This is a genomic window from Polaromonas sp. CT11-55, from assembly GCF_047303325.1.
In the GTDB taxonomy this organism is placed as follows: Bacteria; Pseudomonadota; Gammaproteobacteria; order Burkholderiales; family Burkholderiaceae_C; genus Polaromonas.
The window spans coordinates 93,733-116,126 of the sequence record NZ_JBKBEX010000003.1 but is presented as its reverse complement, the minus strand read 5'-3'; the positions used below and the strand labels follow the sequence as shown (position 1 = coordinate 116,126).

Below are 22,394 nucleotides of genomic sequence, written 5' to 3'. Positions count from 1 at the left end.
CCTTGTGGGCAGCTGCAAAAGGGTCACCGCCCGCTTAGGGCCGGCCCTCTATATGCATGCAAAGTGTATGCCGCCGGCCCTGATATGTCTTTGCTTTGTTTGCCCTATTTAGCCCACTTCCAGAAAGAATCTTGCTGCAAAATGGCAAATATGGAAACATTAGATAAGTTTGACATCGCCATCCTGAATGAGTTGCAGCGCGACGCGCGGCTGACCAATACCGAGCTGGCCTCGCGCGTGGGTCTGTCGGCCGCGCCCTGCTGGCGGCGCGTGCGGGCGCTGGAAGAAAGCGGTTTCATCACCGGCTACCGGGCCGAGATCAACCGCCACAAGATAGGGCTTGGCGTGCTGGCTTTTGTTCGCCTGGACGCCGACCGCAACAGCGGTGACGCCACGCGCCAGCTGGAGGAAGCCATCAAAAAATTGCCGGAGATCGTGTCATGCCACTACATCAGCGGCACCGGCACCTTTGAACTGCAGGTGGTGGCGCAGGACCTGGAGGCCTTCAGCAAGTTCGCGCTGCAGAACCTGATCAACCTGCCCAATGTGAAAGACCTGCACACCAGTTTTTCATTGGGTGAGGTCAAGGCCAGCAGCGCACTGCCGCTGGGGCACTTGGCCTGACCGCAAGCCGCGGCTTTATTTCCGGGGCGGCGTTTCGGCATTCGCCAGATTACTGTTCGCAGGAGCTCGCCATTTGTCGACATTGACCATGTGGCCGTCAACATTGATGTGCCATTGGCCGTCGGCCCCGTACGCAATGATGGTGTGGCAATGCGAGGGAGGGGAGGTGCACAGTAAAAACTGCGCCAGCCCATCCGACAGGTTGTTTCTGAAATACCAGGACGACCACCATTTAAAGTGAATCGGCTTGTTGGCCTCGCCGGATTTCGTGGCGTCAAGGTAGGCCGCCAGCCCTTTCTCTGCCAGCGGAAACATTTCCGAGGAGGCGATGCGATAGGCACCGACACCGACGCTGGCGGCGTACGCGGCAACAATGCCGACAATCCAGGTGATAACTTTTATTTTTGGGCTCATGGGGACACGGGTTTAATCACGGCGCTCACGGCCTGTGATGGCGTGAAACAGCGGGCAGGCAACCGACTTCAGTACCATGTTAGCTTGCCTTGTCGGGATGGGCACTTTCACTTTATATGAGGACCGCCCTTTCATGCGGCAACGCCCACCCCCTTCGGCCTTATTGTCTCGCCTGCCCCTGGAGCCACCATGACGAAATTCCGAAACGCCGTTTGCGCCTTGTGCCTGATGCCATTCATGCTTGCGCCCGCCTGGCTGCTGGCGCAGCCATCGGCCAATTCAGGTGCGGGCCCCGAAACACTGCCCATGCGGAACCTGCAGATCGAAGTGCGGCAGGCCGGCAGCAGCCTGCGCTCCCAGAGTGCCCTGGGCGCGCAGGGCGGGATCGTGCTGCAGCCGGGCCGCTCGGGCGCCACCGCCCAGATCACGGCGCAGGACAGCCAGCGCAGCGATGCGCGTGACATGGTGCAGCGCATACTGGTGCTCAACGGACGCCCCGCCAACATCAGCGTGGGCAACAGCCAGCCGCTGCGGCTGGTACAGGGACGCCAGGCGGCCACCGTGTTCATCGATGCCAACAGCGGCTTTTCGGCCCGACCGCTCTGGTACGGTGGTGACAGCGTGGAGCTGGAACTGGCTGCGGGGCAGGCCAGCCGCACCGGCTCATCGCCGCTGGCGCCCTTGTCCTCATCGTCCACCAGCACGTCGCTGAGCGTGCGCCTCGGGGAATGGGTCACCGTGGCGGAGTCTGACGACGCGAGCACCGGCAGCAGCAGCGGCATCACCGACAGCCGGCAATCCACCCGGCGGGATGGGATGCGGGTCGAAGTCCGCCTCTCCGTGCGTTAAAAGAGAGTTCAGTCGCGCACGCAGCGCGCGACGAGAGGCAGCAGGGGATAACGCAGCACCGCCTCACGCCCGCTGGCGCCCAGGCCGAATTCAGCGCGCATGCGCGGATTGCTGTACACCGTCTGCTGCGGCCCCTCGCCGCCGGCATCGCGCTGGAGCACGTCCCGGCCGCCGGGGCCTTCCAGCAGCACGCTGTCGTCTATGAATTTGACGCGGAACTCGATGCCGTGTTCGCAGCGATACAGCGGGCCGTCGGCTTGCCAGTTGCCGCCGGCGCAACCGCCCAATGCCGCCGCCGCCAGCAGCGCCGCACAAGTGTTCGATGGCTTGTTCATGATGGCTCCCGGGAATGGTTTAACGCGGCCAGAGCACCCACAGCCGCAGCGGCTGGTTCATGCGGGCGGCGAACTGGCCGGCTTCGGGCCCGGTGCCGGCGAAGTAGTCGGCCCGCACCGCGCCCACGATGGCGCTGCCGGTGTCCTGGGCCAGCACCAGTTTTTGCAGGCTGCCGGCCCCGCCGCGCGAGGCCAGCCACACCGGCGTGCCGTAGGGAATGCTGCCCGGGTCGACCGCAATGGAGCGTCCCGGCGTAAGCGCCACGCCCTGCGCGCCCTTGGGGCCGAAGGCGGCGTCAAGCTCGCTCAGGGGCTGCTCCTGGAAAAAGGTGTAGCGCGGGTTGCTCCAGAGCATTTGCTGCACGCGCTGCGGCGGGTTTCTCGCAGCCCAGGCCTTGGTGGACTCAACCCAGGGCGCCGTCATGCGGCCTTCGCCCTGATCCAGCAGCCATTGGGTGACGCTGCGAAAGGGCTGCTCGTTGGAGCCGGCATAAGCCACGCGCACCATGCGCTGCGAGCCGTCGGCCTCGGTCAGGCTGAGCCGGCCCGAGCCCTGGATGTGCAGCGACATCGCCTCGACCGGGTCGGCCAGCCAGGCGATCTCGCGACCGCGCAGCGCCGCCCTGGCTTCGGGCAGGGTATCGATTTCCTGGCGGGAGTACCAGGGCTTGCGGCTGGCCAGCGAGGCCGGTGGGCGGTACAGCGGCACTTCGTAGCCAGCGCCGGCCTGGCGGCTGGCCTTGAGCACGGGTTCGTAATAGCTGGTCAGCAAGCCGTCGGCCGCGCCCTGCAGGCTCTCGACCCGGTAGGGCTGCAGCCGGCTCACCATCCAGCTGCGCTGCGCTTCGGCCGAGGCAATGCTCAGGCGTCGGACCTCGGCGCACAGGGGCGCAAACACCGGGCCCGGCCGCTCGCAGCTCTTGAGCCAGGCGTTCCAGCCCTCGAACAGCGCATCTTCCTCAAAGCCCGGCAGCTCGGCCCAGCGCACTGCGACCCAGCGGCTTTTGCCTTGCAGCATGGGCGCGGGCAAGGGGCCGGAATCGCCGGGGCGGCTGCCGGCCGCCGCGGGCTCGCCGGGCGCCGATGAAGGCGGCAACGGCGGACTGGCGCAGGAGGCCAGCAAAGCCGTGATGGCGATAATTGTCCCCATCCGCATGGAGCGCATGGAACGCCTTTCATGCCCGGCGCGTATCGACGGAATCCAAGGAAATGTCATGACCTTACTTTTGCTGGAAGCCCTGGGGGCATTGCTGCTGCTGGTGTTCATTGTGTGGTGGACGATGTTTTCAGGCCGCAAGAATGGCGAACTGAAGGACCCGGAACAGCCGGCGCCCGACGCGCAGTCCCGAAAAAAATAAACCCGGCCTGCGGCACTACAGGTTGCGCAACAGGTTGGCGAGTTCCACCGCTGATTTGACACCCATTTTGTCAAACACCCGCGCGCGATGGACTTCCACCGTGCGCACGCTGATATCCAACTGGTCCGCGACCAGCTTGTTGGGCAGGCCGCCCACGACCAGCCGCATCACGTCGCGCTCGCGGTCGGTGAGGCCGTCGATGCGGGACTGCAGGCCGGTGGACTCGCTGTGCTGCGCCAGCGCCGCGGCGGAATGCTTGAGCGCCTGCTCGATGCGGTCTACCAGCGCATTGTCCGAAAACGGCTTTTCGCAAAAATCAAAGGCCCCGCGCTTGACGGCATCCACGGCGGTGGGGACGTCGGCATGGCCCGTGAGGAAAATCACCGGCAAGGTCGGCAACAAGCCGTAGCCGATCAGTTTTTCAAACATGGCCAGGCCGCTCAAACCCGCCATGCGCACATCCAGCAGCACGCAGGAGGGCGAGCGCACCTCAAATCCCTTTGACACCCGGGCGTCGAAGGCCTCGGCACTGTCGAAGGTTTCGCTCAAGAGGCGGCGCGAGCGCAGCAGCCAGGCCAGCGCGTCGCGCACGCTGGCGTCGTCGTCGACGATGTAGACCGTGGCATTGTGAATCGGTTCCATGGCTGTCCTTCAGGCTTGCGGTGATTCGCCTTCCCGGGCCGGCGCCGCAGGCAGGGTGAAACTGAAAATCGTACCCTGCGGCTCGGCCGCTTCAAATCCGAGGAAACCACCGTGCTGTTCTATCACGGTGCGGCACAGGCTGAGCCCCAGGCCCATGCCTTCTTCCTTGGTGGTGAAAAAGGGCGTGAACAGCCGCTCCGCGACGTCCCCGGCAATGCCCTCGCCGCGATCGATCACCGCGAACTCGACCCAGCGGCTGTGCGCGTTCGAGGCGGCCGGGCGTATGCGCAGGGTCAGCACCTTTTCGGCCTGCGCCGCGCCGCCGGCCGGCTGCGCGCCTTCGGCCAGGGCCTGCATGGCCTGCATGCCGTTGCGCGAGAGGTTGAGCAGCACCTGCTCGACCATGGTGCGGTCGCACAGCACGGGTTCGCAGGCTTCATCGACCTCGATCACGACGCGCACACCGAGCTTGCGGGCCTGCAGGCTCACCAGCGGCATGATGGCGTCGAGCAGCGCGCGCGGCTGGACCGCCTCGCGCACCTGGTCGCGCCGGCGCACGAAGTCGTGCACGCTTTTGATGACCTTGCCGGCGCGCTCGGCCTGCTCGGCGATGCGGCGCATGGCCAGCTGCAGGTCTTCGGACAGCGGGGCCGGGGTCGGGGCAGCCGCGCCGGTTTCTTCCTGCAGCAGATTGAGCGATCCGGTGGCGTAACTCGAGATGGCCGCCAGCGGCTGGTTGAGTTCATGGCTCAGCAGCGAGGCCATTTCACCGACCATGGCCAGTCTGGCTGTGGCCTGCAGGCGGTCCTGGCTGGCGCGTGAAAGCTCCTCGACGCGGCGCTGTTCGCTCACGTCCAGGATGGCGCTCATCCAGCCGGTGTGCTTGCCCACGGCGTTGATCAGCGGCGCCTCCATGATCAGCACCGGAAAGCGCGTTCCGTCACGCCGCATGAACACCGACTCATGGCCTTCGCGCGGCAGGTTGCTGCCCGCCAGCCGGATTTCCTGGCGCTGCTGGTAGACGCCAGCGAGCTCCGGCGGCCAGTAGGGCGAAGGAAAGCTCTGGTTCAGCAAATCCTTGGCCTCCACACCCACCATCTTGCAAAAAGCCGGGTTTACATAGGTGATGCGCCCCTGCAGGTCGCGCGCGCGCAGCCCGGTGAGCACCGAGTCCTCCATGGCCTTGCGAAAGGCCAGCGCCTCGCCCAGGTCGTGTTCGACCTTGAGCCTGCGCCGCATGTCCCTGGCCAGCAGGAAGAGCACCGCCATCAGAGCCAGCGACATGGCGGTCACCAGCGCGGTCAGCACGTTGGGAAACAGGGCCGGTGTGCCCAGCCGGCTTTCCATGCGTACGACCAGCGTGTTGCCCGGCAGGTCCAGAAGCTGCTGCGCGATGTAGATACGGTTGCCGCGCGAGGGCACGCCGTGCAGCGCCAGCCGCGTGCCGTCCGCCTCGGTGAAGGACAAGCCCACGCCGCGCGCCAGCTGCCGGCCCACCAGTTCGCCCAGGATGTCCTGCAGCGAATAGGTGGCGACGGTATAGCCCGCAAGGCGGCCGCCCACCACGATGGGCAGGCACATGTCCAGCACCTCCAGGCCCAGGCCGTCGGGCTGCGGCATGAAATAGCTGGTGGAATAGGCCGAGCCGCTCAGGCGCCGGGCCGTGGTGCAGGTCAGGGCCACGTCGGCCTGCATGCTCGCCCTGCCCAGCCGCTCGAACACCGAGGTGCGGTACGGTGTTTCGACAAAGGCCAGCACGTCCAGCGACTCGCTGCGCCACTCGAGCCGCATGATCTCGCGGTGCTCGCGCAGCACTTCGGCGGCCGGCGCATGCCATGCCCCGGGCGTGCGCTCGCCGGACTGCAGCGCCTGGAAAGTCTGAATGTTGCGCGTAAGGCCCGAGCGGATGTCGGTGACGGTTTCGGCGGCGTCGTGCTCGAGCCGGCTTTGCACCATGCTGGACTCATAGCGTCCCGCCAGCCAGACCAGGATGCCCAGCAAGGCCACGACGAGCGCCACCAGCAGGGCCCACAGCGCCCATCGCCGGCTGGCCCGGCTCACGTTGATGCGCGGAAATTTCACGCCCGGCGGCTCCTCACAGGACGCGGTGGCGCAGGGCCGGCAGGCGCTCGCGCACACCCCGCAGGTTGCTGCCGAGGACTTCGGCCATCACCACTCCCGGGCCCTCCTCGCGCTCGGCCAGGATCTGGCCCCAGGGATCGACAGCCATGGTGTGGCCCCAGGTATGGCGCCCGTTTTCATGGACGCCGCCCTGGGCCGCCGCCAGCACATAGGCCTGGTTTTCGATGGCCCGCGCGCGCAGCAGGACTTCCCAGTGCGCCTGGCCGGTGGTGTAGGTGAAGGCGCTGGGCACCAGCAGCACGTCGGCCTCCAGGGCGCGGTACAGTTCGGGGAAGCGCAGGTCGTAGCAGACGCTCATGCCTATGGTGTAGACATGGCCGTCGCGCGACGCGAGCTCGAAGCGCACGGGCTGAGTGCCGGGCTCCAGCACGCGCCTTTCGTCGTAGTCTTCCTGGCCCTGGGCGAAGCGAAAGAGGTGGATCTTGTCGTAGCGGGCCTCGCACTCGCCCGAGGGCGCGTAGGCCAGCGAGCAGTTGCGCGCGCGGCCGGGATCATCCGTGGCCATGGGCAGGGTGCCGCCCACAATCCACAGCCCGAGCGCGCGCGCCGAACGGCTCAGGAAATCCTGGATGGCCCCCTGCCCCGGGGACTCCTGGAACTGCAGCTTGTCGGTGTCCTTGCGGCCCATGATGCAGAAGTACTCGGGCAGCACCGCGAGTTCGGCGCCCTGTGCCGCGGCCTGCCCGAGCAGCTCGCGCGCCACCTCGAGGTTGTCCTCGATGCGGGTACCCGACACCATTTGAATTGCGGCTACTTTCATGGTCAGCGCGTCTCCGTGGAAGCCTGGCTGGGCTTGTTGTCGGCCTGGGCCTTGCGGTCCAGCTTGGTGACCCGGGGATCAGACCAGGTGCCGTCGATGTGGAACTCCTGGGTGGCCGCCTGTATCAGGGGCCGGCGCAAAAACATCTGCGCCAGGAAGCTGCCCAGCCCGATGGCAGGGTTGATGGCAGTGGCGATCAGCGAGGCCGTGCCGGCGTTGATCTCCGGCACCACCACGACCTTGATGTCCTGCGTCTCCCTGGCGATGTCGGCCGAGCCTTCCATGAGCACAGCGGCATTGACCCCGCGCATCTGCAGGTTGTTGGTATGGGCCACGCCCTGGTTGATGTTGACGTCGCCGCGCACGAAATCGAAGGCGAATCCCTCGGAGAAGACGTCGCGAAAATCCAGCGCCAGCCGACGCGGCAGGGACTGCAGGCTCAACACGCCCAGCAGCTTGGCGATGCCGGGGTCGGCCTTGACGAACTGCCCCGATTCGACATTGACGTTGAATTGCCCGCTCATGGACGGGTAGTCGAAGCTCAGCGGCGACCCCACCCAGGCCACCTGGCCTTCGAGCTTGCCCTTGCCGCGGCGAATCACCTCGCCCATGCCGAAACGCTTGAGCAGGGCGCCCGAGTCGGCGATTTCGAGCTTGAAATTCATCACCGTGCGGCGGCGTTCGGCGGCCGCGCGCGCGGCGCGGTTGCCGCCCGCGGCAGCGGCGGCCTGCGCGTTCAGGGCCACCCAGTTGCCGTTGGCCGTCAGCACGGCCTCGGGCAGGATCACGTTGAATTTGTTCAGCCGCCATTCGCGCACGCCGTCGCGCGCCGCGCTTGAAGCGCCGCGGTTGACGGCGTCGATCTCGACCCGTCCCAGCTTCTTGCCGCGCAGCTCCAGGTCCTCCACAACGATGTCCAGGGCCGGGATGCTGGCCGGCTGCTCGTTGAGGATGGCCTCCACCTCATTGGCCGTGCCGGGCTCCAGGCTCAGGCGCGAGAGCCGCGCATAGACGCGGCCGGCGCCTATGCCGCCAGGCTGGCGGAATTCAACATAGCCGTTGAGCTCAGTGGCGTCGATGTTGGCGCGCCAGGTCAGGCCTTCGCGCGAACCGCCCACCACCACGTTGTTGAGCTTGCGCCCTTCCACCACCAGCTCGCGGGCGCGTATGGCCATGGTGGTCGGCAGGTAGCTCATGGTGGCATTCGCGGCGGCGCGGTTGAGCGCCGCGGATGCCGCCGGCGGGGCTGCCTGCGGCGTGCCGCCCACCGTGGAGTCCCCCAGCAGTTTCTGCCAGGCGTCGAGGTCCACATGGGCCAGGTTGATGTTGGCCGCGACGCCAGTCTCCTGCATGGGCGCGGCCTCGCCGGGCTCCAGGCCCACGGCAATGCCGCCGCGAATCACGCGCGGCTCGCTGCCGCTCAGGTCGCGCACGTAGGCCACGGAGGCGGTGCGTCCTATCGAGACCGACAGCTGGTCTTCAAGTTTTTGCCCTGGGCCCATGGAGGCCTGCAGCAAGGCATTTTCAAAACGCAGCGGCAGCATCGCGTCGGCGGTTTTGTTCAGGGGCGCGGGCAGGTTCAGCGCCATGCCCTGCAGGTTGCTGGAAATCGCCAGCTCCGGCATGCCGCGGCGAAACCCGAGTGTCGCGGTGTAGGCCGTGCTGCCGCTGGCGTTTTGCGCCATGCGCGCCAGCGGGCCCAGCTCCCTGGCCTGACGCAGTCCCTCGGCGCTCACGCTGCCTTGCGCTTTGAAGGTCGCGACGGTTTCCGTTTCGGCGCTGCCCGTGGCGCGCGGGTGCGTGCTCAGGCCGCCGTCAAAGCGCACATCGCCGCCCAGCAGTTTGGCCTGGCCGCCGGCAACGGAAAAACCCTTTTCGCTGACGTTCACCACGCCCTTGAGTTTTGCCAGCATAGGTGCGGCCGCCGCGAACTGCACGTCATTGCCGGGCAGGGTGATCGTGCCTTCGACGCGCGACTTGTCGATCGAATGGATGGGCAATTCCAGGCGAAAGCGATAGTCGCCTGTGCCGCTGGCCTTGGCCCCGGCCAGCGCGTGGCTGGTCATGTTGCCCACCGGCGACTGGTTGACGAAGCCCAGCGCGTCGGCCAGCGCGCCCTTGAGCTCGACGTTCACGTGGACCGTCGAATCATGGGTCAGGTCCGGAATGCGCGCCTCGCCCTTGGCCAATTGCAGACCCGGCAGGCCGGCGACCTTGCCGCTGGCACCGTTCACTTCCAGCGAGGCACGGTCGAAGACCAGTTCGCCGCCCAGCTCGGTCAGGGCCGGCCAGGGCGCCGCACCGGCCGGCTGTATGGTCTTGGGCACATAGGCGAAATGGCCGCCGCGAATTTTGGCGGACACCCGGAAATCCCCCTGCGCCGGGTTGGTGAAGGGCAGGTGCTCAAGCGGGCCTTTGACCTTGAACTTCACGTCGCTGACCTGGCCCTGCACCACCGCGTCGCGCACATAGTGGCGGACGGGGTCGGGCAGCACCAGCGGCAGATAGCGGTGCACCCGCGCGCCATCGCCACGGCTCAGGCTGCCCTGCAGATCGAGCACGCCGGGAAAACGCAGGTCGGGCGCGCCCGCGGCGGGCACCGGGCCGGCCACGTCCTCTGTGCGCCAGCTGGCCTGCGCCTGGCCCTGCGCGTCGGCATTGGCGAACTGCAGGTTGCGCAGTTGCGCCTCGATTTTGCGGCCCGAGAATTTCCATTGGGCCTCGACAGCCAACTGGTCGAAAGGCACCAGCGAATCTTCAAAAACGCCGGGCAGGTCGAGCGCACCGTTGGCGATCTTGAGCTTGGCTTGCCCACCCTCGTGAGTGAGGTCAAAGTCGATAGCAGCACCGCTGATGCCCGGCCTGCCGGGCCTGGGATGTGCCGTGGCATGCGGCGCGGCGGCAGCGGCCGCCGCCTGTGGCTGGGGCGCCGGCAGCGCCGCAACGCTCAGGCCGGCCACCCGGCCTTTCGCAGCATAGGTGCTGGGCGCGGCGATAGGCCCTTGCCAGCGCGCCTCGACCGTCTCCACCAGTCCCTTGGGCGCGAAGGAGGCGATGAAACCATGCGTGGCGGCATCAAGTGGCAGGCGGTTGGCGATCTGCGCGAGCGCAGCCAGATCGAGCTTGTCGGCCTTGAGCTCAGTGTGCTGCGGCACGCCGGCCTCATCGCCGGTGTGCGCCAGGGCCACATTGCCGCCCGGCCACTGCAGGCCGTCGCGGGTGCGAAAGCGCAAGCCCTCGGTGTTGAAGTCAAAGCCGTTGGCGCGCTGGCCGCCGCCTATGCGGCCCGCGACCGATTCAAAGGCCAGCGGCTGGAGCTTGGCGCCGAAGCGGGCATCCACGTCTTGCAGTGCCACGTCCGCGGTACCACCCGTGATCCGGCCCTTGTTCACATCCGCCCAGGCGCGCAGCGCGCCGTTGCCGCGCGTCAGTTCCACGCCCAGCGTGTCCATGCTCAGGTATTGGCGGATGCGCGATGCGTCGACGCGACCGAATTCGGCGAACAGCTGGCCGGTCCAGGCGTCGAAGTCGCCGGCGCTACCCGACAGCAGCGACTGGCGGAACATGCCCCTGACGGTGAAGCGGTCGCCCCACTCGGGGGGCGGCGTGGCGTCCAGGCGCAAGAGGTGGCGGCGCCGCGCGTTGCGCATGACCCAGTCGACCTGCGTGAGCGCCAGCGGCGGGGCCCGCTGCAATTCGTCGGTCCAGCGCACGGTACCGCCGCGTATGGCGAACTCGGTTTGCGAAAAAAACCAGTCAGCCGCGGCGCTCTGGCCGCCGGCCCGGTCCTGTGAGACGTCCAGGCCGCCCACATAGATTTTCCCGTCCGCAGCGCGGCGTATGTCCAACTCGGGCTTGTCGATGTAGATCTGCTCAAAGCCCAGCCCCCAGATCGAGGAAGGCGACAGGGCGCCCAGCACGCGCGGCAGCCTCAGCGCTTCGCGGCCCTGCGCGTCCAGCAGGGTGACGTCGCTCAACTCGAAGGAAGGGATCATGCCCTGCGAATGTGCGGTGATGCCGCCTATGCGCACGGGCACCCCCAAGGCCTTGCTGGCCTCTATTTCCAGGCGCGGACGGAATTCGCCGATTCGCGGCACAATCCAGCCATGCAGCACGAACCAGCTCAGGCCAAAGAGGAGCCAGGCCGCGCCGACGAGCCACAACAGGATCCGCAGAATCAAGGCAAGCCAGTGCAGGCGGCGCGGCGGCAGGGTGGACAGGCTGGGAATCGTTGGCTCCATTGAGCAGAGAATTATGACCGCCGGCGCCCTTATCCGCCCGGCGTGAGACCATGAAGTTTTGTGAAGTAGTGTGATGACCGTTGCCCTGACCGCCAGCCCTGACTCTCCCTCCGCCGCCGGGCCGGCCGCGTCAGGTTATTCCCGCTTTGTCCAGCGCGTTCGCCGCCGCTATGCCGAATGGCTTGCGCTGCTGCCCCCCGGCGCACCAGTTCGGGCAAGCATGCAGACCGCCCTGGATGCCCTGCTGACGCAGGGGCTGGATACCGGCGCCGCGCTGCGGGTGTTACGCCAGCTGGTGATGGAAAGGCTGGTGGTGCTCGATTGCGACGGCGCCAGCGAAGAGCAGGCGCCGCTGAAGGTCGTGACCTGCGCCATGACCGAACTGGCGGAACTGGCCCTCGACGTGGCCATGCGGGAGTCGGGCATCATGCTCGACGCCCAGCACGGCGCGCCGCAAGCCCCTGACGGGGAGCGCGCCCGGATGTGGGTGGTCGGCATGGGCAAGCTGGGAGCGCGCGAACTCAATGTCTCCAGCGACATCGACCTGATCTATGTCTACGACCACCACGGTGAAACCGCCGGGCGCAGCGACGGCCGCGGGCAGATCTCGAATCACGAATACTTCGCACACCAGGTCAAGGCCGTCTTCAGCCTGATCGGCGACGCCACCGAGCACGGCTTTGTCTTCCGGGTGGACCTGGCGCTCAGGCCCAACGGCAATTCCGGCCCCTCCGCCGTCTCACTCAGCGCACTGGAAGAGTATTTCCAGGCGCAGGGCCGCGAGTGGGAGCGTTTTGCCTGGCTCAAGAGCCGCGTGGTGGCACCGCTGGCATGCGTGCAAAGCGGCGCCGCGCAGGCGCTGCGCGGCCCGGTGCTGCCCTTTGTATTCAGGCGCTACCTCGACTACAACGTGTTCGACGCGCTGCGCACGCTGCACCGGCAGATCCGCGAGCATGCGGCCAAGCGCTGCGCCGGCCACCCCGAACGCGCCAACGACGTCAAGATGTCGCGCGGCGGCATACGCGAAATTGAATTCACCGTGCAGCTGCTGCAGGTGGTGCGCGGTGGACAGTTTCCGGAGCTGCGCACCCGACCCACGGTGGACGCCTTGCAGCGCGTGGCCCGCGCGGGCCTGATGCCGCAAGAAACGGCCGACGCGCTGGCGCGGGCCTACGATTTCCTGCGCCGGGTGGAGCACCGCATCCAGTACCTGGACGACCAGCAGACCCATGTGCTGCCCACGCGCGACGACGACCTGGCCTGGATCGCGCAAACGCTGGGCTACGACAACTGCTGCCCCTTTCTCAGCGAACTCGACGCGCACCGCGAACTGGTGGCCGGCGAGTTCGACAAGCTGCTGGGCGGCAAGGCCGACTGCAAGGGCTGCGGCGGCAAGGCCAAGGCCGCGCCGCAGCAGCTTGACGACCTGTTGGAGCAGCTGTCGGAGCAATGGCCCGAACAGTTCCGCGCGCGCCTGGCGCTGTGGCGCCAGCATCCCCGCGTGCTGGGCCTGCGCGAGGATTCGCGCGCACGCCTGACGCGGCTGGTGCAGCGCACCGCCGCCTGGCTGGCCGAGGGCACGGTGACGGAAGACGCCGCCGTGCGCATCCTCGACTGGATAGAACCCCTGCTCAGGCGCGAAAGCTACCTGGCGCTGCTGCTGGAGCGGCCGGCCGTGCATGAACGCCTGCTGCGCCTGCTGGGCGCGGCCAAATGGCCCGCGCGCTACCTGCTGCAGCACCCCGGCGTGATCGACGAGCTGGCCAGCGACGAGCTGCTCAAGGAACGCTTTGACGGCACGGCTTTCGCCCGCGACGTGGAGCAACGGCTGGCGGCCCTGCGCAGCACCGGCGAGGACGACGAAGAAACCTGCCTGAACCTGCTTCGCCGCGCCCATCATGCCGAGGTTTTTCGCACGCTGGCGCGCGACCTCGAAGGCGTGCTCACGGTCGAGCAGGTGGCCGACGACCTGAGCGCGCTGGCCGAGGCGATTCTGGACATCACCGCGCGCTGGTGCTGGCAGCGCCTGAAAAACCGCCATCGCGAAACGCCGCAGTTCGCCGTCATTGCCTACGGCAAGCTGGGCGGCAAGGAACTCGGCTACGGCAGCGACCTGGACATCGTCTTCGTCTACGAGGACGAGGACGAACGCGCGCCCGAGGTCTATGCGGCCTTTGTGCGCAAGCTGATCAACTGGCTGACCATCAAGACCGGCGAGGGCGACCTGTTCGAAATCGACACGGCCCTGCGCCCCAACGGCAATTCGGGCCTGCTGGTCACGAGTTTCGAGGCCTACACCCGGTACCAGCAGCAGCGCGGCAGCAACACCGCCTGGACATGGGAACACCAGGCCATGACGCGCGCGCGCTGCGTACTCGGCGGCGATTCGCTGCGCCAGCGCTTTGACCAGGTGCGCGAGACCGTCATCACCGCCCCGCGCGACACCGCGGCACTGCGCGGCGAGATCGTCGCCATGCGCGAAAAGGTGCGCAGCGCGCGCCCGGTGCGGGGCGACAAATTCGACGTGAAACACAGCCCCGGCGGCATGGTGGACGCCGAGTTCGCCGTGCAGTTCCTGGTGCTGTCCGAATCCGCTCGGCACCCGGAGTTGATCGCCAACGTGGGCAACATTTCCCTGTTGCAACGCGCCGAAGCCGCCGGCCTGCTGCCGCCCGGCGTGGGCCAGCGCGCGGCCGCCGCCTACCGCGAACTGCGCCGTGTCCAGCACCGCGCGCGCCTCAACGAGGAGCCGACCCAGGTCAGCCCGCCGGCGCTGCAGGCGGAGTGCGACGCCATCCGGCAGCTATGGATATCCACTTTCAAATCAAACGATTGATTTAATTCAATCATTTGTTTGACTCATGTGCTCTAATGCGGACACATGAATGCCGATCCACGCCCCAAAACAGTTTCGCGCACCGTCAGCACCGAGGGCGAAGCCCGCAAGCAGCGCTCCGACGGCGCTCACGCCAGGGCGCACCTGCTTCACGCGGCGCTGCGCCTGTTCTCCGAGAAGGGTTTTGCCAAGACCTCGATACGCGACATCGCCCAGGCCGCGGGTGCCAACGTGGCGGCCATCAGCTATTACTTCGGCGACAAGGCGGGGCTGTACCGCGCCGTGTTCACCGAGCCGCTGGGCAGCGCGCGCGACGACATCGCGCTGTACGACCAGCCGCACTTCACGCTGCACCAGTCACTCGAAGGTTTTTTCGCGGGGTTCCTGGAGCCCCTGCGCCAGGGTGAACTGGTGCAGCTGTCGACCAGGCTGCACTTTCGCGAGATGCTGGAGCCCACGGGCCTGTGGGCCGAAGAAATCGACAACGGCATCAAGCCCGCGCACGCGGCGCTGGTAAAGGTGCTGTGCCGCCACCTGGGGCTTTCCAAGGCCGACGACGAGGTGCACAGGCTGGCTTTTTCCATCACCGGCCTGGCCATTCACATGTTCATCAGCCGCGAGGTGGTGGACGCGATCCGGCCCCAGTTGTTCGGCGCGCCCGATGCCGTGGAGCAGTGGGCCGCCAGCCTGGTGGCCTATGCCGAGGCCATGGTCGCCGTCGACACGACGCGCCGTACGCACTTTCTCGACCATCCCGCGGCCGGCACGCCGCACCTGAAAACCGCAAGCCATGAAAAAACCTGATTCCCGGCGCAAACCGTCCCGCCTGCCGGCATTGGGGCTCTCGGCCGCCTGCGCGCTGCTGCTGGCCGGCTGCGCCACGGACCTTCCCCACAACGCGCCGGCCGCTCCCGTTCCGACGCAATGGCAAGCACCCCTGCCGGCCGCGGCGCCGGGCACCACGGCGACCTTACCCCACAGCGGCAGCTTGGCCGGACTGTCCCGTTGGTGGGCGCAGCAAAACGACCCGCTGCTGGTGGAATTGATCATGGCGGCGGAGGCCGTCAGCCCCAGCGTCTCGACGGCGCGCTCCAACATCGAGCAGGCGCGGGCTTCGCGCGTGGCTTCCGGCGCGGCCATGCTGCCCACGCTGGACGCCATCGGCAGCGCCAGCCGCGGCCGCTCGGCCCCGGTGAACCGGGCGACACCGCCGATTGCCACGACATTGGAAGCGGGCCTGCAGGCGTCCTGGGAAATCGACCTGTTCGGCCAGTACGCGGCCAGCCGGGATGCCGACCAGCAGCGCTTTGAAGGCTCCCAGGCCTTATGGCATGCGGCGCGCGTTTCAGTCGCCGCCGAAGTCGCGACGCAGTATTACAGCCTGCGCGCCTGCGAAAAACTGCTGGAGGTCGCACGCGCCGACGCCGCCTCGCGGGCCGAAACCGCGCGGCTCTCGGAGTTGAGCACCAAGGCCGGCTTCCAGGCTCCTGCCACGGCGGCATTGGCCCGCGCCAGCGCCGCGGAAGGACACGGCAACGCCATCCAGCAGCGCACGCTGTGCGACCTGGATATCAAGTCATTGGTGGCGCTCACGGCCCTCGAGGAACCCGCCTTGCGGCAAAAGCTGGCCGGCGCTCCCGTCGACCTGACACGGGAATCCATAGCGCCCGTCATCAGCGTGCCCGCAGAGGTGCTGGCCCAACGGCCCGACATCTTCAACGCGGCGCGCGAGGTGGATGCGGCCCACCTGGAGGTGGGCAGCGCGCGCGCGCAGCGCTTTCCGAGGCTGAGCCTGAGCGGCTCTGTGTTCACCACCAAGTCGCGCACCAGCGCCTCCACCCAGCGGTTTGACACCTGGACGGTCGGGCCGCTGCAGCTGACCGTCCCGCTTTTCGATGGCGGCGCCAGCGAAGCCAATGTGGAGGCCGCCAAGGCCCGCTACGAGGATGCCGCGACCCAGTACCGCGCCAGCGTGCGCAAGGCCGTGCAGGAGGTGGAGGAAGCGCTGGTCAAGCTGCAAAGCACCGCCGAGCGCAACGAGGACGCAGAGGTCGCCGCGCAGGGCTATCGCGCCTCCTTCGCCGGCACCGAGGCCCGCTACAGGAGCGGGTTGGCCAGCCTGGTCGAGCTCGAGGACGCCCGCCGCACGCTGCTGGCGGCGCAAAGCAATGTGGTCACGCTGCAGCGCGAACGCCGCAGCGCCTGGGTCGCGCTGTACCGCGCACTGGGCGGCGGCTGGACCACGGCCGAGCCGCCGGTGCCGCCCCTGGTGTCGGACGTACCGGCCCCATTCACCCCCGCAGCCATCACCGCGCCCTGAGGCCGCCACGCCATCACTCCGCCACCTTTGACAGAGCCCTTGCACACCATGCCAAAACTCAAGCCCACCCCTTTTGCCATCGCCCTGGTCGCCGTTGCCGTGCTGGTGGCGGGCGGTGCCGCCTTTTTCCTTTCCCGCTCGCAGGCCAAAGGGGATACCCCGCCCACCGCCAAGCCCGCCCTGACCGTCGCCACGGCGCTGCCGCGGCAAATGACGCTGCCGGTCAAGCTCAGCGCCAACGGCAACATCACGGCCTGGCAGGAAGCCGTGATCGGCTCCGAGTCCAACGGCCTGCGGCTGGTGCAGGTGCAGGCCAACGTCGGCGACCAAGTCAAGGCCGGGCAGGTGCTCGCGGTGTTTTCGGGCGACAGCGTGCTGGCCGACACCGCGCAGGCCCGCGCCAGCCTGATCGAGGCGCAGGCCAACGCCGCCGACGCGGCCGACAACGCGGCGCGCGCGCGCACCCTGGCCAGCTCGGGCGCACTGAGCGACCAGCAGATCAACCAGTACAACACCGCCGAGCAGACTGCCAAGGCGCGCGTCGAGGCGGCCAAGGCCGTGCTCGACGCGCAGCAGCTGCGCGGCAAAAACACCCAGGTGCTGGCGCCCGACAGCGGCGTGATCTCCGCCCGCACCGCGACGGTCGGCTCAGTGGTACCCCAGGGCACCGAACTGTTCCGCCTGATACGGGGCGGGCGCCTCGAGTGGCGCGCGGAGGTGACCTCCGCCGAGCTGGGCCGCATCAAGGCCGGCACCATGGCCAGGGTGGTGGCCGCCAGCGGCGCTGAACTCAAGGGCCGGGTGCGCATGATCGCTCCCAGCGTGGACCCGCAAACCCGCGCGGCGCTCGTCTATGTGGACCTGCCGGTTTCCGCCGGCATGGCGTCGCCGGCCAAGGCTGGCATGTTCGCGCGCGGGGAGTTCGAGCTGGGCGAGACGCCCGCGCTGACCGTGCCGCAGCCGGCGCTGGTGGTACGCGACGGCTTTAACTACCTGTTTCGCCTCAATGCCGACAACCGCATCAGCCAGCTCAAGGTGCAGACCGGCCGGCTGGCCGGCGACAGGGTAGAGATCACCTCCGGCCTGGCCCCGGACGCGCGCATCGTCGTCAGCGGCGCGGGCTTCCTGAACGACGGCGACCTGGTCAGGGTCAGCGACGCCGTCCCCGCCGCACCGGTCGCCAGCAAGTAAGGAGCAGGCCCATGAATGTCTCCTCCTGGTCGATCAAGAACCCGATTCCGGCGGTCATGCTGTTTGTGCTGCTGACCTTTGCCGGCATGCTGTCCTTCAAGGCAATGAAGGTGCAGAACTTTCCCGACATCGACCTGCCCACGGTGACGGTGTCGGCCTCGCTGCCGGGCGCGGCGCCCGCCCAGCTCGAAACCGAAGTGGCGCGCAAGCTGGAAAATTCCATCGCCACGGTGCAGGGCCTCAAACACATCTATACCAAGGTGCAGGACGGCGGCGCCACCATCACGGCCGAGTTCCGGCTCGAAAAACCCGTGCAGGAAGCGGTGGACGATGTGCGCGCCGCGGTCTCCAAGGTGCGCAGCGAACTGCCCGCCGACGTGCGCGAGCCCGTGGTCTCCAAGATGGACCTGGCCGGCCAGCCCGTGCTGGCCTTCACCATCCGTTCGCCGCGCATGGACGAGGAGGCGCTGTCCTGGTTCGTCGACAATGACGTCTCGCGCAAGCTGCTGGCGGTGCGCGGCGTGGGCGCAGTCAACCGCGTGGGCGGCGTCTCGCGCGAGGTGCGCGTGGCGCTGGACCCGTCGCGCCTGCAGGCCCTGGGCGCCACGGCGTCCGACATTTCCCGCCAGTTGCGCCAGGTGCAGACGGAGAGCGCCGGCGGGCGCGCCGACCTGGGCGGCAGCGAGCAGCCCATGCGCACCCTGGCGACGGTGAAGTCGGCCGCGGAACTGGCCGGCATCGAGCTGGCCCTGAGCGACGGCCGGCGCATACGGCTGGACCAGGTCGCCACTGTGACCGACACCACCGCCGAGCCGCGCGCGGCCGCGCTGCTGGACGGCAAACCCGTCGTGGGCTTTGAAGTCTCGCGCAGCCGCGGCGAAAGCGAGGTCGCGGTAGGCGCCGCCGTGCAGGCCGCGCTGGCCGAGCTCAAGCGGCAATACCCCGACGTGGAACTCGTCGAGGCTTTCAACTTCGTCAAGCCGGTGCAGGAGGAATACGACGGCTCCATGCACCTGCTCTACGAAGGGGGCATCCTTGCCGTGCTGGTGGTGTGGCTGTTCCTGCGCGACTGGCGCGCCACCTTCGTCTCCGCAGTGGCGCTGCCGCTGTCGGTAATCCCGGCCTTCATCGGCATGCACATGCTGGGCTTCTCCATCAATGTGATCACGCTGCTGGCGCTCTCGCTGGTGATAGGCATCCTGGTGGACGACGCCATCGTCGAGGTGGAGAACATCGTGCGCCACCTGCGCATGGGGAAAACGCCCTACGAAGCTGCGATGGAAGCGGCCGACGAAATCGGCCTGGCGGTCGTGGCAACAACCTTCACCCTGATCGCGGTGTTCCTGCCCACCGCCTTCATGAGCGGCGTGGCCGGCAAGTTCTTCAAGCAGTTCGGCTGGACCGCCTCGCTGGCCGTGTTCGCCTCGCTGGTGGTGGCGCGGGTGCTCACGCCCATGATGGCGGCCTACATCCTCAAGCCCGTGGTGGGCACGCACAGCGACCCGGGCTGGATGAAGTGGTACATGCGGGCCGCCTCCTGGTGCCTGCATCACCGCCTGAAGACCATGATCCTGGCCACGCTGTTTTTCTTCGGCTCGGTGGCACTGATCCCGCTGCTGTCCACGGGCTTCATCCCGGCCGACGACAACTCGCAGACCCAGGTCTACCTGGAGCTGCCGCCTGGCGCGACGCTGGCCCAGACCAGGGCCTCGGCGGAGCACGCGCGCCAGCTCATCAGCAAGGTCGAGCACGTCAAGAACGTCTACACCACCATAGGCGGTGGTACCGCCGGCGGGGATCCGTTCGCCATGCAGGGCGCGGCGGAAACCCGCAAGGCCACGCTGACCGTTCTGCTCGACGAGCGCAACGAACGCCCGCGCAAGCAGGGCATAGAGAACAAAATGCGCGCGGCCCTGGAATCGCTGCCCGGCGTGCGCAGCAAGGTCGGCCTGGGCGGATCCGGCGAAGCCTATATGCTGGTGCTGACGGCCGAAGACGCCAACGCGCTGCAGGCCGCCGCGATGGCGGTGGAAAAAGACCTGCGGACCATTCCCGGCCTGGGCAATATTTCATCGAGCGCCAGCCTGGTGCGGCCTGAAATCGCCATCAAGCCGGACTTCGCGCGCGCGGCGGACCTGGGCGTGACCAGCGCGGCCATGGGCGAGACGCTGCGTATCGCCACGGTCGGCGACTACGAGGAATCGCTGCCTAAACTCAACCTCTCACAGCGCCAGGTGCCCATCGTCGTCAAGCTCGACGACGCGGCCCGCAAGGACTTGAGCGTGCTGGAGCGCCTGGCCGTGCCGAGCGTCAAGCCCGGCGTCGGCCCGGTCATGCTGGGGCAAGTGGCCACGCTGGAAATCACCGGTGGGCCGGCGGTCATAGACCGCTACGACCGATCGCGCAACGTGAAATTTGAAATCGAGCTGTCGGGCCAGGCCCTGGGCGACATCACCGAGGCGGTGAAGCTGCTGCCGGCGATCAAGAACCTGCCGGCGGGTGTCAAGGTGGTGGAAATCGGCGACGCCGAAGTCATGGGCGAGCTGTTTGGCAGCTTCCTGCTGGCCATGGCAACCGGCGTGCTGTGCATCTACATCGTGCTGGTGCTGCTGTTCAAGGACTTCCTGCACCCGGTGACCATCCTGGCGGCGCTGCCGCTGTCCCTGGGCGGCGCCTTCGTCGGCCTGCTGATCGCACAGAAGAGCTTTTCCATGCCCTCGCTGATCGGCCTCGTCATGCTCATGGGCATCGCCACCAAGAATTCCATCCTGCTGGTGGAATACGCCATCGTGGCACGGCGCGACCACAATATGTCGCGCTGGGACGCGCTGCTGGACGCCTGCCACAAGCGCGCGCGTCCCATCATCATGACCACCTTGGCCATGGGCGCCGGCATGATGCCCATCGCCCTGGGCCTGGGCGCGGCCGACCCGAGCTTTCGCTCGCCGATGTCGATAGCCGTGATCGGCGGCCTGATCACATCCACCGTCCTCAGCCTGCTGGTGGTGCCCGCGGTGTTCACCTATATCGACGACCTGGAGCACTTCATCCGGCGCACCAGCAGGCGATTGCGCGGCCGGCGCGGCGAAAGCCCCGCCCCGGCCCAGGCTGGGGAATAAGCCGGGGCGCGGCGAGGAGGCTCTTGTCTCCTCGCCAAAAAAAGCCTGGCCGGCGTGTGATTGTGCTGATTTAGACGGTTTCGCCCAGTGGGATTTTGCAGCTCTGTCACATGGGCTGGCTTATACTTCCAGGTTCTGCTTTACATTTCTTCACATGTCTAAACGCGTACTGCTTTCGGGCGCAACCGGCCTGATTGGCGGCGAGTTAATGCTTCTTCTGGCCGCGCGCGGCGTCTACAGCACGGCTGTGGTGCGCGCCGCCGATTCGAACCAAGCCCGCGACCGCCTCCTGGAGCGCCTGAAAAAGAGCGTTCTGTGGAAACCCGAGTTCGCCGAGATGGTGTCCGCCGAAGCTGGCGACGTCATAGAGCCCAATTTCGGCCTGAGCACAGCCGTGCTGCAATCCGCCGACGTGATCCTGCACTCGGCGGCCAGCACGTCCTTCAAGCCCGGCGCAGGGGTTTACCCTATCAATATCAAGGCGGCCGAGCAGTTTTCCGGCATCCTCAAAAAACTGGGCCCCTCTCAGCGCGGCTTTTTCGTCGGCACCGCAGCGGTCACCACCGAGCCGCGCGGCGTGATCACGGAAGACATGCCCTTTGCCGGCTATGCCAATGACTACATCCGGTCCAAGCGCGACGCTGAGACCCTGTTGCGCGCCGCCGGTAGCCCCTTTGTGAGCCTGCGCCCCGGCATTGTGCTGTCGCGCGGCATTGACGACGCCAAGCTTTCCCGCAACATGCTGTGGTCGATTCCCGTGATGGCCGAATTGGGGGACGTTCCCCTGGACCCCCTGGCCAGGCTCGATTTCGCGCCCGTGGACTTTATCGCCGGCGCTTTCGCCGAAATGCTGCTCAAGGGCGAACTGGCCCACGACTGCTACCACGTGTCAACCGGTGAAGATTCCATGACGTTCAAAGTGCTGGCCGATGAGTTGACGGCCACCATGCCGGGCATAGGCAAGCTGGTGATGCGGGGCCGCGACTTCGTCCCGACACCCAAATTCGCCCGCCAGCGCTGGATGTTCGAGGCACTGCAACCCTATCTGCCTTTTTTGACAGCCGATGCGGTGTTCAGCAACGCCCGTTTGCGCGCCGAAATCGGTGCGGCGGCCATTGCACCGGCGCCTGTCAGCTATTTAGGAGAGCTCCTGGGAACATTCAGCCTGTCGGACGCCGTCCGGCAGATGTACACACCCTGAAGCACAAAAACAACGCCACCGCTTTTGTAGAATGACCCCGAGGTCTGCACAAAAGTCAGCTGTCACAGCGATGGTGGGACAATGACGCTTTGCACATACAAGTACTGGTTGGGTGATGAATTCTGATTTGATCAAACTTTTTGCCGAGACATTTGGCATCAGCGAGGAAAAACTGCTGCCTGATGCCACGCTGGAAAGCCTTGGATTGGACTCCTTGGCGGTCATCGAATTCCTCTTCCAGATCGAAGACCAGTTCGGCATCCAGATTCCCGACCAGGCCAACCCGCCCCGGACTCTGGCCGAAATGGTTCAACTGATTGAGCCTTTGCTGCCATCGGGCAAGCCCGCCGCTTAAGCCCCTG

The 22,394-nt window shown here is 67.0% G+C and carries 16 protein-coding genes; 9 read left to right on the top strand and 7 right to left on the bottom strand.

Features of this window, described 5'->3' with window-relative positions; genetic code table 11:
- Positions 1-150 precede the first annotated feature (150 nt).
- Positions 151-624: an Lrp/AsnC family transcriptional regulator gene (locus ACEN8I_RS04125; RefSeq protein WP_007870093.1), complete on the top strand. Its 474-nt coding sequence runs from the start codon at positions 151-153 to the stop codon at positions 622-624.
- A gap of 15 nt (positions 625-639) precedes the next feature.
- On the opposite strand, the gene ACEN8I_RS04120 is transcribed toward ACEN8I_RS04125, so the two are convergent.
- The gene (locus tag ACEN8I_RS04120) at positions 640-1,038 is read right to left on the bottom strand and encodes a hypothetical protein (protein WP_413326585.1); all 399 of its coding nucleotides are present in this window, start codon (positions 1,036-1,038) and stop codon (positions 640-642) included.
- A gap of 189 nt (positions 1,039-1,227) precedes the next feature.
- Between ACEN8I_RS04120 and ACEN8I_RS04115 the strand changes: the two genes are divergently transcribed.
- Positions 1,228-1,887, top strand: coding sequence for a hypothetical protein (locus ACEN8I_RS04115; RefSeq protein WP_413326583.1), 660 nt, complete (start codon positions 1,228-1,230; stop codon positions 1,885-1,887).
- 8 nt (positions 1,888-1,895) lie between these two features.
- Here the strand turns inward: ACEN8I_RS04115 and ACEN8I_RS04110 are convergent, their stop codons facing one another.
- From ACEN8I_RS04110 to ACEN8I_RS04085, 6 genes are all read right to left on the bottom strand, one after another.
- A complete protein-coding gene (locus tag ACEN8I_RS04110) occupies positions 1,896-2,222 on the bottom strand; it encodes a hypothetical protein (protein WP_413326581.1) in 327 nt (108 codons plus the stop codon).
- Positions 2,223-2,241: 19 nt separating this feature from the next.
- Positions 2,242-3,489 (bottom strand): murein transglycosylase A, encoded by a 1,248-nt coding sequence (locus tag ACEN8I_RS04105; RefSeq protein ID WP_413326579.1) that lies wholly within the window; start codon positions 3,487-3,489, stop codon positions 2,242-2,244.
- A 106-nt stretch (positions 3,490-3,595) separates the two neighbouring features.
- Positions 3,596-4,222 carry a response regulator transcription factor gene (locus ACEN8I_RS04100; protein ID WP_413326577.1) on the bottom strand — a complete coding sequence of 209 codons (627 nt, stop codon included), beginning with the start codon at positions 4,220-4,222 and terminating at the stop codon, positions 3,596-3,598.
- A 9-nt stretch (positions 4,223-4,231) separates the two neighbouring features.
- Positions 4,232-6,304 carry a two-component system sensor histidine kinase NtrB gene (locus ACEN8I_RS04095; RefSeq protein ID WP_413326575.1) on the bottom strand — a complete coding sequence of 691 codons (2,073 nt, stop codon included), beginning with the start codon at positions 6,302-6,304 and terminating at the stop codon, positions 4,232-4,234.
- A gap of 13 nt (positions 6,305-6,317) precedes the next feature.
- The gene (locus ACEN8I_RS04090) at positions 6,318-7,124 is read right to left on the bottom strand and encodes a carbon-nitrogen hydrolase family protein (protein WP_413326573.1); all 807 of its coding nucleotides are present in this window, start codon (positions 7,122-7,124) and stop codon (positions 6,318-6,320) included.
- A gap of 2 nt (positions 7,125-7,126) precedes the next feature.
- Positions 7,127-11,365, bottom strand: a complete 4,239-nt coding sequence (locus ACEN8I_RS04085; RefSeq protein ID WP_413326571.1) for a YhdP family protein — start codon at positions 11,363-11,365, stop codon at positions 7,127-7,129.
- A gap of 73 nt (positions 11,366-11,438) precedes the next feature.
- Here ACEN8I_RS04085 and glnE point away from each other — a divergent pair, with 73 nt between their 5' ends.
- The 7 genes from glnE to ACEN8I_RS04050 all read left to right on the top strand — a co-directional run bounded on the left by glnE (position 11,439) and on the right by ACEN8I_RS04050 (position 22,387).
- Positions 11,439-14,201, top strand: coding sequence for a bifunctional [glutamate--ammonia ligase]-adenylyl-L-tyrosine phosphorylase/[glutamate--ammonia-ligase] adenylyltransferase (gene glnE / locus ACEN8I_RS04080; RefSeq protein ID WP_413326569.1), 2,763 nt, complete (start codon positions 11,439-11,441; stop codon positions 14,199-14,201).
- Between the two features lie 45 nt (positions 14,202-14,246).
- Positions 14,247-15,005 (top strand): CerR family C-terminal domain-containing protein, encoded by a 759-nt coding sequence (locus ACEN8I_RS04075; protein WP_413326567.1) that lies wholly within the window; start codon positions 14,247-14,249, stop codon positions 15,003-15,005.
- Complete coding sequence (locus ACEN8I_RS04070) at positions 14,992-16,521, top strand: efflux transporter outer membrane subunit (protein WP_413326566.1); 1,530 nt, start codon at positions 14,992-14,994, stop codon at positions 16,519-16,521. The genes ACEN8I_RS04075 and ACEN8I_RS04070 overlap by 14 nt, the downstream gene beginning before the upstream one ends.
- A gap of 48 nt (positions 16,522-16,569) precedes the next feature.
- The gene (locus tag ACEN8I_RS04065) at positions 16,570-17,712 is read left to right on the top strand and encodes an efflux RND transporter periplasmic adaptor subunit (protein ID WP_413326564.1); all 1,143 of its coding nucleotides are present in this window, start codon (positions 16,570-16,572) and stop codon (positions 17,710-17,712) included.
- A gap of 11 nt (positions 17,713-17,723) precedes the next feature.
- The gene (locus tag ACEN8I_RS04060; RefSeq protein ID WP_413326562.1) at positions 17,724-20,831 is read left to right on the top strand and encodes an efflux RND transporter permease subunit; all 3,108 of its coding nucleotides are present in this window, start codon (positions 17,724-17,726) and stop codon (positions 20,829-20,831) included.
- A gap of 154 nt (positions 20,832-20,985) precedes the next feature.
- Positions 20,986-22,032: an SDR family oxidoreductase gene (locus ACEN8I_RS04055; protein WP_413326560.1), complete on the top strand. Its 1,047-nt coding sequence runs from the start codon at positions 20,986-20,988 to the stop codon at positions 22,030-22,032.
- Between the two features lie 115 nt (positions 22,033-22,147).
- On the top strand, positions 22,148-22,387 hold the full coding sequence (locus tag ACEN8I_RS04050) for an acyl carrier protein (protein WP_007870140.1): 240 nt from the start codon (positions 22,148-22,150) through the stop codon (positions 22,385-22,387).
- Positions 22,388-22,394 lie beyond the last annotated feature (7 nt).

Bases quoted from the DNA above. Each gene is read 5' to 3' on its own strand.
- ACEN8I_RS04125 (WP_007870093.1), top strand. From the start codon at position 151: ATGGAAACATTAGATAAGTTTGACATCGCCATCCTGAATGAGTTGCAG.
- ACEN8I_RS04120 (WP_413326585.1), bottom strand. From the start codon at position 1,038: ATGAGCCCAAAAATAAAAGTTATCACCTGGATTGTCGGCATTGTTGCC.
- ACEN8I_RS04115 (WP_413326583.1), top strand. From the start codon at position 1,228: ATGACGAAATTCCGAAACGCCGTTTGCGCCTTGTGCCTGATGCCATTC.
- ACEN8I_RS04110 (WP_413326581.1), bottom strand. From the start codon at position 2,222: ATGAACAAGCCATCGAACACTTGTGCGGCGCTGCTGGCGGCGGCGGCA.
- ACEN8I_RS04105 (WP_413326579.1), bottom strand. From the start codon at position 3,489: ATGAACACCAGCAGCAGCAATGCCCCCAGGGCTTCCAGCAAAAGTAAG.
- ACEN8I_RS04100 (WP_413326577.1), bottom strand. From the start codon at position 4,222: ATGGAACCGATTCACAATGCCACGGTCTACATCGTCGACGACGACGCC.
- ACEN8I_RS04090 (WP_413326573.1), bottom strand. From the start codon at position 7,124: ATGAAAGTAGCCGCAATTCAAATGGTGTCGGGTACCCGCATCGAGGAC.
- ACEN8I_RS04085 (WP_413326571.1), bottom strand. From the start codon at position 11,365: ATGGAGCCAACGATTCCCAGCCTGTCCACCCTGCCGCCGCGCCGCCTG.
- glnE (WP_413326569.1), top strand. From the start codon at position 11,439: ATGACCGTTGCCCTGACCGCCAGCCCTGACTCTCCCTCCGCCGCCGGG.
- ACEN8I_RS04075 (WP_413326567.1), top strand. From the start codon at position 14,247: ATGAATGCCGATCCACGCCCCAAAACAGTTTCGCGCACCGTCAGCACC.
- ACEN8I_RS04070 (WP_413326566.1), top strand. From the start codon at position 14,992: ATGAAAAAACCTGATTCCCGGCGCAAACCGTCCCGCCTGCCGGCATTG.
- ACEN8I_RS04065 (WP_413326564.1), top strand. From the start codon at position 16,570: ATGCCAAAACTCAAGCCCACCCCTTTTGCCATCGCCCTGGTCGCCGTT.
- ACEN8I_RS04060 (WP_413326562.1), top strand. From the start codon at position 17,724: ATGAATGTCTCCTCCTGGTCGATCAAGAACCCGATTCCGGCGGTCATG.
- ACEN8I_RS04055 (WP_413326560.1), top strand. From the start codon at position 20,986: ATGTCTAAACGCGTACTGCTTTCGGGCGCAACCGGCCTGATTGGCGGC.
- ACEN8I_RS04050 (WP_007870140.1), top strand. From the start codon at position 22,148: ATGAATTCTGATTTGATCAAACTTTTTGCCGAGACATTTGGCATCAGC.